General features: G+C 56.7%; 9 protein-coding genes and 1 other annotated feature. Of the genes, 6 read left to right on the top strand and 3 right to left on the bottom strand.

Annotated features, from left to right (window positions below):
- The first annotated feature begins 238 nt into the window (after nucleotides 1-238).
- Genes I2D94_RS10110 through I2D94_RS10135 form a run of 6 tightly spaced genes read left to right on the top strand, consistent with a single transcriptional unit; the run spans nucleotide 239 to nucleotide 13,395 of the window.
- Nucleotides 239-7,519, top strand: coding sequence for a non-ribosomal peptide synthetase (locus tag I2D94_RS10110; protein WP_195396719.1), 7,281 nt, complete (start codon nucleotides 239-241; stop codon nucleotides 7,517-7,519).
- A complete protein-coding gene (locus I2D94_RS10115; RefSeq protein ID WP_072684094.1) occupies nucleotides 7,516-9,393 on the top strand; it encodes a histidine kinase N-terminal 7TM domain-containing protein in 1,878 nt (625 codons plus the stop codon). The genes I2D94_RS10110 and I2D94_RS10115 overlap by 4 nt, the downstream gene beginning before the upstream one ends.
- On the top strand, nucleotides 9,393-10,928 hold the full coding sequence (locus tag I2D94_RS10120) for an HD domain-containing response regulator (RefSeq protein WP_072684093.1): 1,536 nt from the start codon (nucleotides 9,393-9,395) through the stop codon (nucleotides 10,926-10,928). Before I2D94_RS10115 ends, I2D94_RS10120 begins: the two co-directional genes overlap by 1 nt.
- Nucleotides 10,929-10,943: 15 nt before the next feature.
- Nucleotides 10,944-12,605, top strand: a complete 1,662-nt coding sequence (locus I2D94_RS10125; RefSeq protein ID WP_195396722.1) for an AMP-binding protein — start codon at nucleotides 10,944-10,946, stop codon at nucleotides 12,603-12,605.
- 9 nt (nucleotides 12,606-12,614) lie between these two features.
- On the top strand, nucleotides 12,615-12,842 hold the full coding sequence (locus tag I2D94_RS10130; RefSeq protein ID WP_195396724.1) for an acyl carrier protein: 228 nt from the start codon (nucleotides 12,615-12,617) through the stop codon (nucleotides 12,840-12,842).
- A complete protein-coding gene (locus I2D94_RS10135; protein WP_195396726.1) occupies nucleotides 12,835-13,395 on the top strand; it encodes a 4'-phosphopantetheinyl transferase superfamily protein in 561 nt (186 codons plus the stop codon). Before I2D94_RS10130 ends, I2D94_RS10135 begins: the two co-directional genes overlap by 8 nt.
- On the opposite strand, the gene I2D94_RS10140 is transcribed toward I2D94_RS10135, so the two are convergent.
- The 3 genes from I2D94_RS10140 to I2D94_RS10150 are packed head-to-tail and all read right to left on the bottom strand — an operon-like array spanning nucleotide 13,380 to nucleotide 15,486.
- Nucleotides 13,380-14,042 carry an amino acid ABC transporter ATP-binding protein gene (locus tag I2D94_RS10140; protein WP_195396727.1) on the bottom strand — a complete coding sequence of 221 codons (663 nt, stop codon included), beginning with the start codon at nucleotides 14,040-14,042 and terminating at the stop codon, nucleotides 13,380-13,382. The two genes, I2D94_RS10135 and I2D94_RS10140, sit on opposite strands and share 16 nt — an antisense overlap.
- An 11-nt stretch (nucleotides 14,043-14,053) precedes the next feature.
- Nucleotides 14,054-14,686, bottom strand: coding sequence for an amino acid ABC transporter permease (locus I2D94_RS10145; RefSeq protein ID WP_072684088.1), 633 nt, complete (start codon nucleotides 14,684-14,686; stop codon nucleotides 14,054-14,056).
- Nucleotides 14,687-14,688: 2 nt separating this feature from the next.
- A complete protein-coding gene (locus tag I2D94_RS10150) occupies nucleotides 14,689-15,486 on the bottom strand; it encodes an amino acid ABC transporter substrate-binding protein (protein ID WP_195396729.1) in 798 nt (265 codons plus the stop codon).
- Nucleotides 15,487-15,593: 107 nt separating this feature from the next.
- Nucleotides 15,594-15,852 (bottom strand) — a binding site (T-box leader).
- Nucleotides 15,853-15,894: the final 42 nt, after the last annotated feature.

Consider the following 15,894-nt stretch of genomic DNA (forward strand, 5'->3'; position numbering starts at 1 on the left):
GCGAAATGAATTCGTGTCCGCATCAAGAGGTTGGGTTTCAGAACGAAAAAAGCAGCGATTTCGCAAAAAGGAAAGCATTCGAAAAAGCAGGATGAAAATTGAATCAAAAAGTCATGAACCGCGTCTTGTTTTTTGATTATTGAACCGATATAATTCTCATAGTTAATGTTTACTTTGAGCTTCAAAGCCTGATGCCTCACCGCTTCCTGACACACTTTCAAATTTAAGGAGGACCGGGATGAAAACCTTTTCGCAGCCCCACACTGAAGACCTGTCATTCAGTCAACAGAATATCTGGAATCTGGAACAAGCGCTGCCGCACACGCCAATCAATCACATCAGTACCACTTTGTTTATCGACGAAGGCTTTGACGCCGAAGCTTTGCAGCGAACGCTGAATGCCATCGTCGAACATGATGAAACGCTGCGAACACGGCTGACGTTGATCGAAGGCCGGCCGCGCCAGTATTTTGTTCCGTTTGTTTCCCAATCCTTTCCCGTGCTGGATTTCTCAGCGGTAAGCGAAGCGGAATTCGCCGTTTGGCAAAAGGCAATGACACAGACGCCGATGCCATATCTGGATCAGCCTTTGATCCATTTTTATGGTTTTCAGACCGGGGAAACGTGCGGCGGCGTGCTGATTCTGGCGCATCATCTGATTTCCGACGGCTGGGCGCAGGTGCTGCTGCACAACCGCATCGCCGCGCTGTATTGCCGCGCATGCCGCGGTGAGAGTCTCAAGGAAGCTGAGCTGACGCCGTATCGGGAACACCTGCGTCAGGAACAAGCCTACCTGCGCAGTCCCCGCTACGAGCGCGACCAGCAATTCTGGCAGCGGGAAACCGCGGCATGGGAAGCGCCAAAACCATTGCGGACCGCGCCGGTCTATCCCCCAAGTCCAATATCAAAGCGGTTCAGCCGCCCGCTTTCAGAAAGCCTCAGCCGGCGGCTTCAAGCCTTCTGCAGCGAGCGTCAGATCTCTCCGTTTATCATGATTCTGTTGGGACTGACCGTTTATCTCAGCCGGGTTCACGCCCAAAAAGCGCCGGTGATCGGCGTACCGGTAATCAATCGTTCCCAATCCAAAGAAAAAAATGCCGGCGGGATGTTCGTCAGCACGCTGCCCTTTCGCTGCGAAACAGATCCTGCGCAGACAGCGGATCAGTTCTGCCAGACGCTCAACGATCAATGGTACCGCCTGTTAAAGCATCAGAAATATCCGTTTACCGAAATCATGAAACTGGCCCGCGCTCAGCAGCCGGAACTGGAAGCCTTGTTTTCGATCGCGCTTTCCTATGAAGACACGCGCTTAACCCCGCCTTCGGACACCACGGTCCATTTCAGCGGCGCCTGGCATTTCAGCGGCTGGCAGATGGAGGAATTATGCCTGCACGTCAGCCATCGCGAAACCGCCGCCCTGCAGATCGACTACGATTATCAGGTCCAGAGCTTCAGCGAAGCCCGGATCGCGCAGCTGCATCAAAGCCTGACCGTGATCCTCCAGGACGTGCTGACTCATCCGGATACGCCGTTGAGCCAACTGCGCGTGCTGGAAGAAGCCGGAGAAGACCGCGTTCTGTATGCTTTCAATCCACAAGCCGCAGCCGTCTGCTCTTCAACGCTGACCGCCCGCTGGCGTCAGATCGCAGAAAATCAGGGACAGACGATCGCGATTGTCGATCAGGACCGCAATCTGACCTTTGCCCAGCTCAATGCTCAGGCGGAAGCTTTAGCCGCGCAGATTTTAACTTTACCGCAGGAAAAACCGCTGCGGATCGCGCTGCTTCTGCCGCGGGGCGAAGCTCTGATCACCGGCATGCTTGCGGCGATGCTCAGCCACGCCGTGTGGATCAACCTCGATCCTGCCCAACCCGCAAACCGCTTGAAAACGCTGCTTGCACAAACGGGCGCAGACTTGATCATCAGTTCCTGCGCGCTGCGCGAACAGCTGGACCCGCAGCGGCGCTGGACCTGGAAAACGATCGAAGATGATCAGTTTCATCCGGCCGCGCTTGCGGACGCCCCGCGTCCCTTCACGCCGCCGGAGACAGCGTATATCGTCACTACCTCGGGCACGACCGGAACCCCCAAGGGCGTCCTGGTCGGTTCCGCCAGTTTATGCAACTTTATCGACGCGATGGCCGGCGTCTATCCGCAAAATCCGGTGCTTTCGTTATGCAGCCCGGCGTTCGACGCGTTCCTGATCGAATCGATTTGCGCGTTATTGAATGGACGAAGCGTGGTTTTCGCTGATGCGGAAGCGGCGGAGAACCCGGCCCAGCTGGCCGATTACATCGGCCGCTATCACATCGGCATGCTTTCCCTGACGCCTTCGCGCTTGCAGGCATATCTCAGACATCCGGCATTTTGTCAGGCGGTCTCCCGGCTGGACTGTCTGGTCTGCGGTGGGGAAGCTTATCCTTCCGCCCTGCTGCGTCAGCTCAAGCGCTGGACATCGGCGCGGCTTTATAATCAATATGGTCCCAGCGAGGCGACGATCGGCGTCTGCATGAAAGAGCTGTCGCACGCCCGCCGGATTACCGCCGGCCAGCCCCTGCCCGGCTGCCGCCTGCTCGTGCTCGATCCCACAGGCCAGCCGTTGCCTTGCGAGAGTATTGGCGAACTGTGGATCAGCGGTCCCTGCCTGGCGCTGGGCTATGATCAGGATCGCGCCAAAACCGACGAAAGCTTCCAGCCGCTGACTTGTTTACAGGGAGAACGTGCCTATCGTACGGGCGATCTGGCTTATTGGACGCAGGATGGCGAGATCGTGATCGCCGGCCGTCAGGATCAGCAGCTCAAGGTGCGCGGGTACCGGATTGAAGCGCAGGAAATCACCGCTCAGCTGCGCCGGCTGCCGCACATTCAAAACGCCGCGGTCGTGCTTCAGAATGACCGCCGCACTCTGGCAGCCTACATCGTCAGCGATCAGCCGGTCGATCCGGCCGGTCTCAGGCGCGCCTTAATGGAACAGCTACCCGCGCCGGTCGTCCCGTCCGTTTATCTTGCGGTTGACGAACTGCCGCTTACCGCTAACGGCAAGCTGGATCCTAGCCGGCTGCCGCCGCTGCCCCAGTCCCCTCAGCCCCTCAGATCCGCCGCCGCTTCCGCGGCTCAGCGCTGGCTGCTCGATCAGCTGCGTACGCTTCTAAAACGGCCGGACATGCAGCTGGACAGCGATTATTTCGCTTACGGCGGGGATTCGTTGATCGCGATGGAATTGTTAAGTTTAATCGAAGAAAAATTTCAGATCCGTTTAAAAACGGCGGATCTTTACCACCTGCGCACCGCCGCGGCGATCGGCGAAGTGCTGGACGGCGGGCAGTCTGCCCCGCAGCCAAAGCCGCAAGCGGCTCCAAAACAAAAAACCTATCCGCTGAGCTTTCAACAGAAAGCGATTCTGGCGGATCTGCTTGCCGACCCGGAAAACGACGCATACCACATGCCGGGCTTGTTCACGCTGCCCGACACACTCGATATCGACCGCTTACGTCAAGCGTTAGTCCAACTGGTGCAGGAAGAAGAACTGCTGCGCACCGGCTTTGTCCTGGATGATGGAGAAATCCGAATGCAGGTTCACGACAAGGTCGCCTTCAACGTCGAGATCATCGAAGCAGGACCGGATTGGGATCCGGCGGCGTTAATCCGGCCGATGGATCTGGCCAGACCGCCGCTGTTTTCCGCCGCCCTCATTCATCGTAAAGAAGGCTGGGCGCTGGGACTGGACATGCATCATCTGATCAGCGACGGGCTGACGACGCCGTTACTGCTTTCGCATCTCGACCAGCTCTATCAGGGACGTGTCTGCAGCTCGCCGGCGCTCACCTACAAAGACGCGGCCTGGGCGATGCAGGATGGCCCTGCGGAAGATGATCTTGCGTATTGGAAAAAGACGCTGACCCCGCTGCCGAAACCGCTGCTTCTGCCGCAGGACCGGCGGGAACAGCCGCATCAGGGAGGCAGTCAGCTCATCTATGATCTGAGTCTGGAAGGCTCGGAAAAGATCCGCACGTTCTGCGCTGCGAAGCAGCTGACGCCGGCCGCCCTGTTTGCCTGTGCGGCGCTGATTCAGCTGGCCCGCTGGAACCAGAGCGACCGGGTCGTTGTCGGAATGCCGGTCAGCGGCCGGACGCAGGCGGCGACGCAGGCGATGCCGGGGTTATTCATGCATACGCTGCCGTTGGCGCTTCAGCTTGACCCTCAGATGCGGATCAGCGCGCTGCTGGCGCGCGTGCAGAATCAGCTGGCGGCAATTCAGGATCATCAGGCGGTCAGTCTGGAAGATTTAATCCGGATGTTCAATCTGCCCCGCCAGGTGGGCGGCAACGCCGTCTTCGGCCTGTTGTTTTCGCTGCGGCCGATCGCGGCGGACCAGCTGCGCTTAGCCGGGCAGCCACTGGGCTGTCAGCCAGTGGCGACCGGGTTAAGCAAACTGCCGCTAACCGAGGAAGTTTATTGGGAAGCCGGCCGCTGGCATTTCTGCTTTGAATTCGAAAACCAGCGCTACCGCGAAGAAACGATCCGCTTCTACCAGCGCAGTCTGGAACACATCGTCATGACTTTAACGAAGGAGGATCCGGTCTGGACTGAATTGGACGTGCTTGCGCCGCTGGATCGCTACCGCTGCCTGGACGCGCCCAACGCTCTGCGCGTGCCATATTGCGGACTGCCGCTGGACGTGCAGATTCGCCAACGCGCCCGGCTGCATCCAGACCATCCGGCTCTGCGCTTTCATCAAAAGACGACGACCTTTGCCGAGCTGATCGAACAGGCGGATCGTCTGGCTGGCGCACTGATGCAGAACGCTTCGGCCAAGCCGGCTGGAATTCTGTGTGAGCGGGGCGAGGGACTGTTTGTCGCAATGCTCGCACTGATGCATTGCGGCCGGGCATATGTTCCGCTGGATCCGGACTTCCCTTCAGCCCGGATCGCAACGATGCTGGATCAGGCCGGCGCCGATCTGATCGTTGGAACTCCGGCTTTATTAAAGAAATTGAATCTATCGCTTTCAACCTGTTCCGTGCTCGCTCAGGGTTCGGTGCTGACTGAGGCGCCGACCCGTCCGCTGGACGCCGTGCATTATTGCCTGTTTACCTCCGGCTCCACCGGTCTGCCCAAAGGAACGCAGATCACTTACCGCAACACCGCGGCATTTCTGGAATCAATGCGGCCGCTGCTCGGCGGATGCCGGCGGGCTCTATGCGCGACCAATCCGGTTTTCGATGTCTTCCTGACGGAAAGTCTGATCGCTCTGGCGTTGGATATGACGGTAGTGATCGCCGATGAATCCCAGCTGCGCCTGCCGTGGGAGCTGGCCGCCTTAATCCAGAATGAGGGCTGTGATTTCGTGCAGTTCACACCGACGCGAATGCAGATGAACATGGCCGACGCTGCATTCCGGGAAGCGTTGGCTTCGGTCAAAACAATCATCCATGTCGGGGAAGCGCTGCCCGCGCCGTTAGTGCGCCAGATTGCCTCCTGCACCTCAGCCCGGATCCTCAACTGTTATGGTCCGACGGAAACGACGGTGTATGCCACGTGGGATGAAGTTTCCAAAACCCCGGTCACCATCGGTATGCCGCTGGCCAATTACGTAACCTATGTCTTAAACGAAGCCCGTCAGCGCTGTCTGCCAATGCAGAGCGGCGAGCTGGTGATCGGCGGCGCCGGGGTCGGATTGGGCTATATCAACGCCCCCGATAAAAACACGGCGTTCGTTCAGGCTCCGCAGCAGCCTCAGCGGCGGTTTTACTTCACCGGCGATTTAGTCCGCGTCAATCCGCAAGGCAAGCTGGAATATCTTGGCCGGCGCGACAGTCAGATCAAGCTGAACGGCCACCGCATCGAGCTGCAGGAAATTGAGCAGCAGCTTTTGCGTCTTGCGGGCATCCGCGAATGCGCCGTGATCCCGCGGATTCAGGATCACGAGGTGCTCTCGCTGCACGCGTTTGTCTCGGGCAGCGAAGAAACGGACTGGCGGCCGGCGTTAAAATCCATGCTGCCGGACTTCATGATCCCCTCCTCGCTAACGTGGCTGGATCATCTGCCGCTCACCGCCTCCGGCAAAACTGACCGGCGGGCGCTGGCGGCGTTGATTGAAACTGCCGCTGCCGACCGGCCTTGTACTTCCGAAGGAATTCAGCCCGAAATTGAAATGCCGCCGGTTGTGGAAGAAGCCGGCCCCGCCGATCTGGCGGCGATGTGGCGGAAGGTCTTGAAGCGTTCCGAACTGGACGAAAATCTGTCATTTTTCGATCAGGGCGGCACTTCGCTGGGCGCTTTGACGTTACTGACAGAATATTACAATCTCGGCCTGCATTTGACACTGGAAGAGTTCTACGCCCACCCGACGTTAGCTGAACAGCGTCAGAAAATACAGCCGGAGTGGCAAGTCCAAAAGCCGGTCTCCCCCCGGTTAGACAAGTTCCCGCTGCAATCCGATACACCGGTCAACTGGCGCAGCCCGCTGATCAGCGGCGGTTCCGGTTTCTTCGGCCTGCATCTGATCGACGTGCTGCTGACACAGAACCTGTCGTGCTCGATCGTTGTCCTGTCGCGTTCAGATAAAGCCACGCTGCTGGAAAAAGCGCAGGCGTTATTCGGCCCGGAATGGGTCGGCCGTTATCAGAACAAACTTGTCTGCCTGCATGCCGATCTGACCCGCTCTGATCTGGGATTGTCCGCCGCAGAGCGATCACGGCTGCAAGCCTCGCTGACGTGCGGCGTGCACAGCGCCGCCGAGGTCAGTCACTATGGCCGCCGCGATGCCTTTCTGGCCGCCAACGTCGAGAGCACCCGCAACATGCTTGCCCTCGCCCGGCAAATCAACGTCCCGCTGGTGCATGTCTCCACGCTCAGCGTCAGCGGGTCGTATCTGCCCGCCGATCCGCAGAAACCGGCAAGCTTTTGCGAAACCGATCTCGACATCGGGCAGAACTGGAACGAAAATCTGTACGTTGAAAGCAAATTTCTGGCCGAACAGGCCGTTCGTCAGGCAATCGCTGCCGGCCAGCCGGCGCGGATCCTGCGCTTAGGCCGGCTGTGCGGGCGGCATCGGGACGGTCAGTTCCAGCGCCATCCGCAAACCAACGCCTTCTGGCGGCTGTGTCAGGCCATCCTGCAGGTCGGCTGTCTGAATCCGGTGCTGGCACAGACCGCGGCGGAGGTCACGGCGGTTGACGAATGCGCCCTGGCGGCCGTCGCCGGCCTGCGTTCCCGCCTGACCGTTTTGCATCTGATGAATCCTCATTTGCTATCATTTAAGGAAATTTTCCCGCAGCTGCCCATCGTCGGCGACGAACAATTCGCCGCTGCGCTGCAGCGGGAAGCCGGTTCAGGCAGCGATGTGATCGGCAGTCTGATCGAACAGCTTAATCAGCTGGAAAAGCAGCCCGTTCAAATCCAGCCCGACGCCGCTGTGACGCTGCAGGCGCTGGACGCGGAAGGCTACCGCTGGCCGCTTCCGCGTCCCGACCGCGAGCTGGCCCAGCTTTGTCAGAAACGAGGTGAATCCCGATGATAACCAACGGCGCCCTGATTACCTTCTACATCTCCATCATCGGTCTGGTGCTGATCGTCTCGCGCAACCTGCGCACCAACCGCAGCCACCTGATCAATAAAATCTATGTCGCGTTCTCGATGATTCTGATCGAATGGATGACCGCTCTGATCGGCATGCGCTTCACCGCGCCCGGCGATGAAATCATGCTTTACATCTGGGACGCATTGTCCAATTTCGGCACAAGCATGGCGCCGGTGCTGCTGCTTTTGATCGCGCTGGTCTTCACCCATCATTACGACAGTCTGCCGAAGAAAGTCCGCGGCCTGTTTATCGTCCCGGTGCTCACTAACATCATGATTTGGACCAATCCGCTGCATCATCTGCATTACAAGCATTTCAGCGTGATCGCCAGCGAGGTCGTGTTCGGCCCCTACATGTATATCAGCGGCGGCTACAGCTACCTGTGCATGATCGCCGCGATCTGCATCATCCTGCACTTTGCCTTTAAAAGCAACAACCGCCTGTATATGCAGCAGGCCGTCATGTTCTCCTTGGGCACGCTGATTCCGTTAGTCGTCAGTATGCTCGCAACGCTCAAAATTCTGAACCTGTCGATCGCTGCGACACCGATCAGCTTTGTGTTCACGGTCATCTTCCACGGCATCGCGATCGAGAAGCTGAATTTCCTCAACATCACGCCGATTGCGACGCAGCACATCCTCGACTGGATTTCCGACTGTTATCTGATCCTCAGCGAGACCGGGCTGGTGCTCAACTATAACCAGCCGTTCGCCCAGATTATCGGCAGCCGCTGCGGGATTGAGATCAACAAGCCGCTGATCAACATCCACCGCGATCACGATCCCAGCGCGATGACGGCCGTCTACAATCTGATCAGCTCCGTCGAATCGTCGCGCGAAAGCCGCAGTTCGATCGCCTATGAACAGTCGATCGTCGCCGACGGTCATCTGCATTACTACATGGTCGAGGTCACGCCGTTAATCATGAATAAGGTGATCGTCGGATTCAGCGTTATTTACAAGGACGTCACCAAGCTGAAGGAAAGCATGCAGAAATTACAGAATTCACAGAAGCGGATGATGGAACGGGAACGGCTGGCTTCGTTAGGTCAGATGGTCGGCGGTATTGCGCACAACTTGAAAACGCCGATCATGTCGATTGCCGGAGCGCTCAACGCGATGGATGATCTGGTCGACGAATGTCAGCGCAGCTTCGGCGATCCGGAGGTCACCCCGGCCGATTACAAGGAGATCGCTCAGGAAATGACGGACTGGATTCACCGCTGCAAGGATTCGTGTTCGTACATGTCCGACATCATCACGGCCGTCAAAGGCCAGGCCGCCAGTATGAACGCCTCCGATAAGGTCACCTTCACGCCCGAGGAACTGCTGCGGCGGACGACGCTGCTCATGCGCCATGAGCTGACCGTCCACAACTGCCAGCTCATCGCAGAAAACTGCGTGCCGCCTGCGGTTGTGCTGCATGGGGATATCAACAACCTCGTTCAGATCGTCAACAACTTCATCGCCAACGCGATCGACGCTCAGCTGCCCCAATCCGACCACACCATTCGCTTAAAGATCTGGCAGGAAGACGACCAGCTCTCGCTCTCGGTCAGCGATCACGGCAGCGGCATTTCCGATTCCGTGCGCCGTCATTTATTAAAGGAAATGATCACATCCAAGGGCACCGCCGGAGCCGGTTTGGGATTGTATATGTCCAAAGCGCTGATCCAGGGAAAGTTTGACGGCGAACTGTGGTTTAACGATAACCCGGGCGGCGGCGCGGTGTTCGGGTTCACGATTCCGCTCAACAGCGAAGTCCTGCAGGAAGAAAACCTGCCTAAATCTGAAGAAAGGAGTCCCTTTTGATGCGTAAAAATCGCAAAGGTCAGATCCATAACGAGTTCCGCCTGCTGGTGTTGGACGACGATGAAATGATCACGCTGGCGCTGCGCTCTTATTTTGAGGGCTGCGGCTACACCGTCGACATTGAAAGCAATCCGCGGCGGGCTATCGAAAAAATCCGTCTGGATCACTACGACATCCTGCTGCTGGACTTTCTGATGAATCCAATCTGCGGCGACAAGGTCGTCGAGGAGATCCGCAAGTTCAACACCGATCTGTTTATCATCCTGCTAACCGGCCACAAGGATCTGGCGCCGCCGGTCAAGACGATCCGTGAGCTGGACATCCAGGGCTACTATGAAAAAAGCGATAAATTCGATCAGCTGGAGCTGCTGGTTGAATCGTGCGTCAAGTCGATCCGCCAGATGCAGACAATCCGCCGCTACCGCGACGGACTTAACGAAATTCTCGGCAACGTCACGACGTTGTATCAGGATCAGAATCCGCAGCAGCTGATCGCGGCGATCGTGGAACAGGTGCGTTCTCTGTGTCATGAAGACGACGTCTTCGTGATGCTCAACCCGCAGAACATCCCCTCCTTCAGCGAAAAAGTGTCGCTGGTTTCCTCGCTGTTATTAAGCGGCAGCGGCGATTATGAGCTGGACGCGGGGCAGTTTATGCGGCTGTACTATCCGAATTTTCTCGACGCGATCCAGCGGATAAAAAGCTCCCGTCAGCCGGATCTGTGCGAACAGCGCCTGGCCCTGCCGCTGCATGATGAAAGCGGGCATTTTCTCGGCATGATCGGAATTCATTTCAGGCAGGCCCCGGCCGAAACACTGATTCAGTTATTGACGCTCTACAGCCGTCAGGCGGGTTCGGCGATCGCGCGGATGGTTCTGCATACGGTCTTGCAAAGCCGCAACCATCAGCTGAAAGAAACGAACAAGCAGCTCAAAGACAGCTATATGGAAACGATAACGGCGGTCCGGCTGATGGTTGAAGCGAAAGATATTTACACCCGCGGCCATTCCGATCGGGTCAGCTATTACACGACGTTATTGGCTAAAAAACGAATTCAGGATCCGCAGCGGCTGGAGCTGATCCGCCTGGCCGGCCTGTTTCACGACGTCGGCAAGATCGGCGTCCCGGATTCCATTTTGACCAAGCTGGGACCATTAAGCGAGGAAGAATTCGCGCAGATCCGCCGCCACAGCGAGCTGGGCTGTCAGATTCTTTCCACGATGAGCTTCTTTCAGGATATCGCCGGCATCATCCGCGGTCATCACGAACGCTGGGACGGCAAGGGTTATCCCGATGGTCTGGCTGGTACCCAGATTCCGCTGGAATCGCGGATGATCGCCGTGGCCGACGCGTTCGACGCGATGACCTCGTTTAGGGCCTACCGCCAGTCGCTCTCGCTCGATCAGGCGCGGGCCGAACTGATCCGCAACAAGGGCACGCAGTTTGATCCGCAACTGGTCGACGAGTTCCTGGAGCTCTTAAATGATTACGACAAGATCCATGCGCAGCTGGAATGGACATTCCACGAACTTTAGGAAAGGGACCTCACAATGAAAAATTATGCCTATTACCCGGCCGACGACTACGCTACCTTCCGCCAGTTCATCGACGGCACAAGCCGCCGTTTTGCCGAAAAAGAAGCGCTGGTCAGTTACGCCGCGAAGGGGGAACGCCGCAGTCTGACCTTCATCCAGCTGAAGCAAAACGTCCAGGCGTTAAGCGAAGCCTTCCGGCTGGCGCTGCCTGAAGGCAACGTTGCGATCATCAGCGAAAACAGTATCGAATGGCTGCTTGTTTACTTCGCGCTGATCATCAGCGGCCGCACCGCCGTGTGCATCGACATCGAACAATCCGACGACGTGCTGCGAAGCATGGTCATGCAGGCGGACTGCACAGCCTGTTTTCTTTCCCCGGCCTTCCAGCCTGTCGGCAGCCTGTTATGCCAGGAAAATCCGACGCTGAAGCAGTTGATCTTGATGGAAGGCGAAGGTGAATTCACGCTGAAGACGCTGCTGAAGCAGGGGCAGGCCCTCGTCAAACGCCGTCAGGGCGTCTGGTCGTTTCCCGATCATCCGCAAAATTTTACCGCTTCGATCGTTTACACCTCCGGTACGACCAGCACCTCCAAGCCGGTGATGTTGTCGGAGGTTGGCATTCTTACCAACGCCGCTGACTCGATGCGCCTGGTCGGGGTCGGTGCGACGGTCTTCACCTCGCTGCCCTTCTATCACACCTATGGCCTGACCTGTTCCGTCATCAACATGCTTCTGCACGGCAGCACGGTCGGGGTCAACGGCTCATTAAAAACGATGATGCGCGATTTGAAAGCCTTCGCGCCGGAAACAATGATGGCTGTGCCGCTGATCGTCGAGACCCTTCATCAGAATATCTGGCGCACGCTGCGCAAACAAGGCAAAGAAGAAGCCCTGCGCAAATATATGAAGCTGTTTCAGTTTTGCCGCAAATTCGGGATCACGCTGCACCCCGCGTTTTTGCAGCTGATCCGCGACGCTTTCGGCGGACATTTGTCGCTGATCATCTGCGGCGGCGCGCACCTGTCGGCCTCAATCGGCGAGGAAATGGAGGCCTTCGGCTTTCAGATCATCCAGGGCTATGGGATCACGGAATGTTCTCCATTACTGGCGGTCAACCGCAATAAGGACCGCCGCGTCGACACCGTTGGTCATGTTTTGCCCAGCTACAAGCTGAAGCTTAAGGACGGCGAAATTCTCGTTCAGGGCGTGTCCCTGATGCAGGGGTATTATAAAAACGAAGAACTGACGGCCGCAGCGTTTGACGAGGGCTGGTTTATGACCGGCGATCTGGGCAGTCTGGATAAAAACGGACATCTGACGATTACCGGCCGCAAGAAAAATCTGATCGTGTTTAAGAATGGTAAGAAAGTCTCCCCGGAAGAGATTGAAGGTTATGTCAGTTCGCTGCCGCTGATCAAGGAGGTCATGGCCTTCGGGCTGAACTCCTCCGCCCATGCCGACGACGTGCGGCTGGCTTTGATGGTCTATCCGGATCCCGAGCTGACCGCCGGAATGTCGCCATATGAAATATTAGAACAGCTGCAGGCGCAGATCGATCAGGTCAACGAAACGCTGCCGGCATACAAACAAATCCAGATGATTAAGCTGCGCGATTCTGAATTTGAGAAAACGGCGACCAAAAAAATCAAACGCAGCACCGTTTTAGAAAAGAGGTAACGGCCGACTATGCTTGAAAAAATTATCGCGATCATCATCGCTGAAACGGGTCAGCCGGGCGTCAGCGCACAAACCGATCTGGTCCGCGATCTCCAGCTGAATTCCTTCGATATCGTTAATATTGTCGCGGCGCTGGAAGAAACGTTTGACGTTGAGATCAATGTCCGCAGCATCCGCAAAATCCGCAATGTAAAAGATATTCTGGCTACCTTGACCGAACTGGGCGCGCATGAATGAGCCGCTGAGGGGACTGTGGCGCTTCAGTGCTGATTTCAGCGGAAACGACAGCGCGCAGCGGCTGAATCAGGCACTGTCCTGGCTGGCAGATCAGCACCTGCTGCCTTTTGTCCCGGTACAAAAGGTTGTTTCCGCCCGGGGCAAGCCAGCCTTCGCCGATCTGCCGGGGCTGCATTTCAGCATCTCCCATTGCCGGCAGGAGTGGATCTGCCTGATCGCCGGCGCGCCGGTGGGCATCGACATCGAACAGCCCCATCCCTGCCGTCAGGAAGCGATTACCCGCCGGTTCTTTCACCCCCGGGAACAGGCCTGGCTAACCCAGTATCCGGAAGCCTTTTTTTCACTGTGGACGGCGAAGGAAAGCGTCGTCAAATGGTCGGGAAAAGGCATCGGGGAAGATTTTTCCCGCTTCAGCGTCATTGATGAAGCAGGCCAGCTGCACGATACCCCAAACTACCGATTGATCCCCTTTGTCACAAAAAAAGGAACGCCCGGCACGATGTGCCTGAGCGCTTCCCTGAGGGATACGGTTCATGATTATTTTTTAGACTGAAGTTCGCTAAGCCGGACGAAACGCGTGCCGGTGCGGTGCGCGAATTGTTCGTCATGGGTGACGACCAGAATCCCCAAACCATCCTGTTTCGCCAGCGACTGAATGATGTTGGACACTTCCAGCGCCGATTGTTCGTCCAGCGCGCTGGTCGGTTCATCAAAGCACAGGATTTCCGGCGCCAGCATGCAGGCCCGCGCGATCGCGGCCCGCTGCTTCTGCCCGCCGGAAAGTGAATTGGGATAGGCGTCCGCCTTCTCCGCCAAATTCAGCTGTTGTAAAAGCCTGCGGGCTTTTTTTTCAGCTTCCGCCCGATTCATCCGTTTCTGATGAACCGGCGCCTTGATCAGATTTTGCATGACGGTCCAATGCGGAAACAGATTCCAGTTCTGAAATACCAGTCCGATCTTCTGCCGGTATTCCATGGGCGACTGCCAGCGGCCATCCTGACACAGCACCGTGCCGGAAAGTGAAATCGTGCCCTTTTCCGGCAGCTCCAGCCCGCACAGACAGCGCAGCAGCGTGGTTTTTCCAGCGCCGGAGGGTCCCATCAGACACACGATCTCACCCGGATCCACGCGCAATGACACATTTTCAAAGACCGGCGTCCTGCCGAAGGTCTTGGCGCAATTTTCTGCGATGCAGCTCATGACTTGCCCTCCTAATAATAACTGATGCGTTTCTCAATCCGTCCCAAAAGCCAGCTGAACCCGCCGCACATCGCCAGATAGAGAATCCCGACGACGACAAACGGCAGTGCGGTCGCATACGTGTTGACGGCGGAACGGCCGGCTTTCAGCAGCTCTGAAGCCCCCAAAACGTAGATCAACGACGTGTCCTTGACCAAATTCAGGACTTCGTTGCCAATCGAAGGCATCGCCGTGCGCAGCGCCTGCGGCAGCTGAATCCGAAAGTAGATATAGCGGCGGGAGAATCCGAGCATCTTCCCGGCTTCCGCCTGTCCAGGATCGACTGCGCTTAACGCGCCGCGCAGAATCTCGATAAAATAAGCGGTATAATTCAAGGTGAAAGCGATAAAAATCGACAGTTCCCGGCTCAGCGTCAGGCCGAGATACGGCATGCCGAAGAAGATGAACATCAGCTGCAATAACAGCGGCGTCCCCCGCATCAGCGTGATGTAGCCGCGAAACAGCGGCTTTAAGGCGCGGCCGGAAAACTGCTGGAGCGCCTGAAGCAGACAAGCCAGCGGCAGCGACAGGATCAGCGTTATAAAGAATACCTGCAGCGTGACCCCGGCGCCAGCCAGTAATGACGGCAGAATCTGACGGATCATGCTTATTCCCCGAACCACTTGGCGTTCAGCGCCGCCGTTGTGCCGTCTTCATTGCAGGCCTTCATCGCTTCGTTGATCTTCTCCAGCAACGTCGTATCCTGCTTGCGCATTCCGACTGCGTATTGTTCCGTTCCAAAATTCTCGTCCAGCACCTTGTATTTTTCCTGACCTCTTTGCTTCATCACATACCGCGCCAGCACTTCGTCGACGACGATCGCCTGCGAACGGCCGGCTTCCAGATCCATAAAGCAGTCGATGTTCGTATCGAATTCCTCCGGCGCGCCGTTTTTTAACGCAGACGTGAACGCAGCATCGGCGCTGACCGCTTCCAAGGCGCTCGATTCCTTCTGCACCGCGATCGTTTTCCCTGCCAGATCCGCTTTGGAATTGACCTCGGAATCCGCCAGCGTGATGATCAGCTGGCGGTTTTCCAGATAAGGCTCGGAGAACGCCACCTGCTGCTTCCGCGTGTCCGTAATTGAATAACCATTCCAGATTAAGTCGATGTTGCCGGCATTCAATTCGGATTCCTTCATCGACCAGTCGATCGTCTGAAATTCAAAGGCAATTCCCAGCTTTTCTGAAACGGCCTTGGCCATCTCGATATCATAACCGGCCAGCTCGTTGTTTTCATCGCGGAAGCCCATCGGTGCAAACGTATCGTCAATCCCGACGACCAGCTTCCCCCTGTCTTCGATTGCGCTCCAGCTGTCCCCCTGCGGCTTGGCGGCGCTCTGACATCCCGTCATCGCCACCAGCGCCAATCCGATCAAACCCATTCCCAATTTTCCGATTTTCATTTTCATTTCTCCTTTTTTCTTTTTTGATATAGCATGAAATGAAATTGAATCCCGAACAGGATGCGTTTCAGCCCGCGCCGCTAAAACAAAAACCCTCCCGTCCTGCAGCTAAGGACGAGAGGGTCGTTTTTCCCTTCGTGGTTCCACCTTAATTTACCAGATTCCTCGCGGAGTCCAGCCTCTTCGAGTACAAAACTTCTATACTCTAGTACGATAACGGGTACAGGTTCCGATCCAGCCTACTTGATTCCTCGTTCGGTGAATTGCTCCAAGATGTGTTCAACCTGCTTCTCATATTCCCTTGCACCAACCGGGAACTCTCTGGATAAGCAGTTCAGGTTTACTTTTTCTTTTCATCGCTGTTATATCAATGACTGTATGATAAATCTGAAGCGGAAACTTGTCAAG

This window comes from Holdemania sp. 1001302B_160321_E10 (assembly GCF_015552275.1).
Lineage (GTDB): Bacteria > Bacillota_I > Bacilli_A > Erysipelotrichales > Erysipelotrichaceae > Holdemania.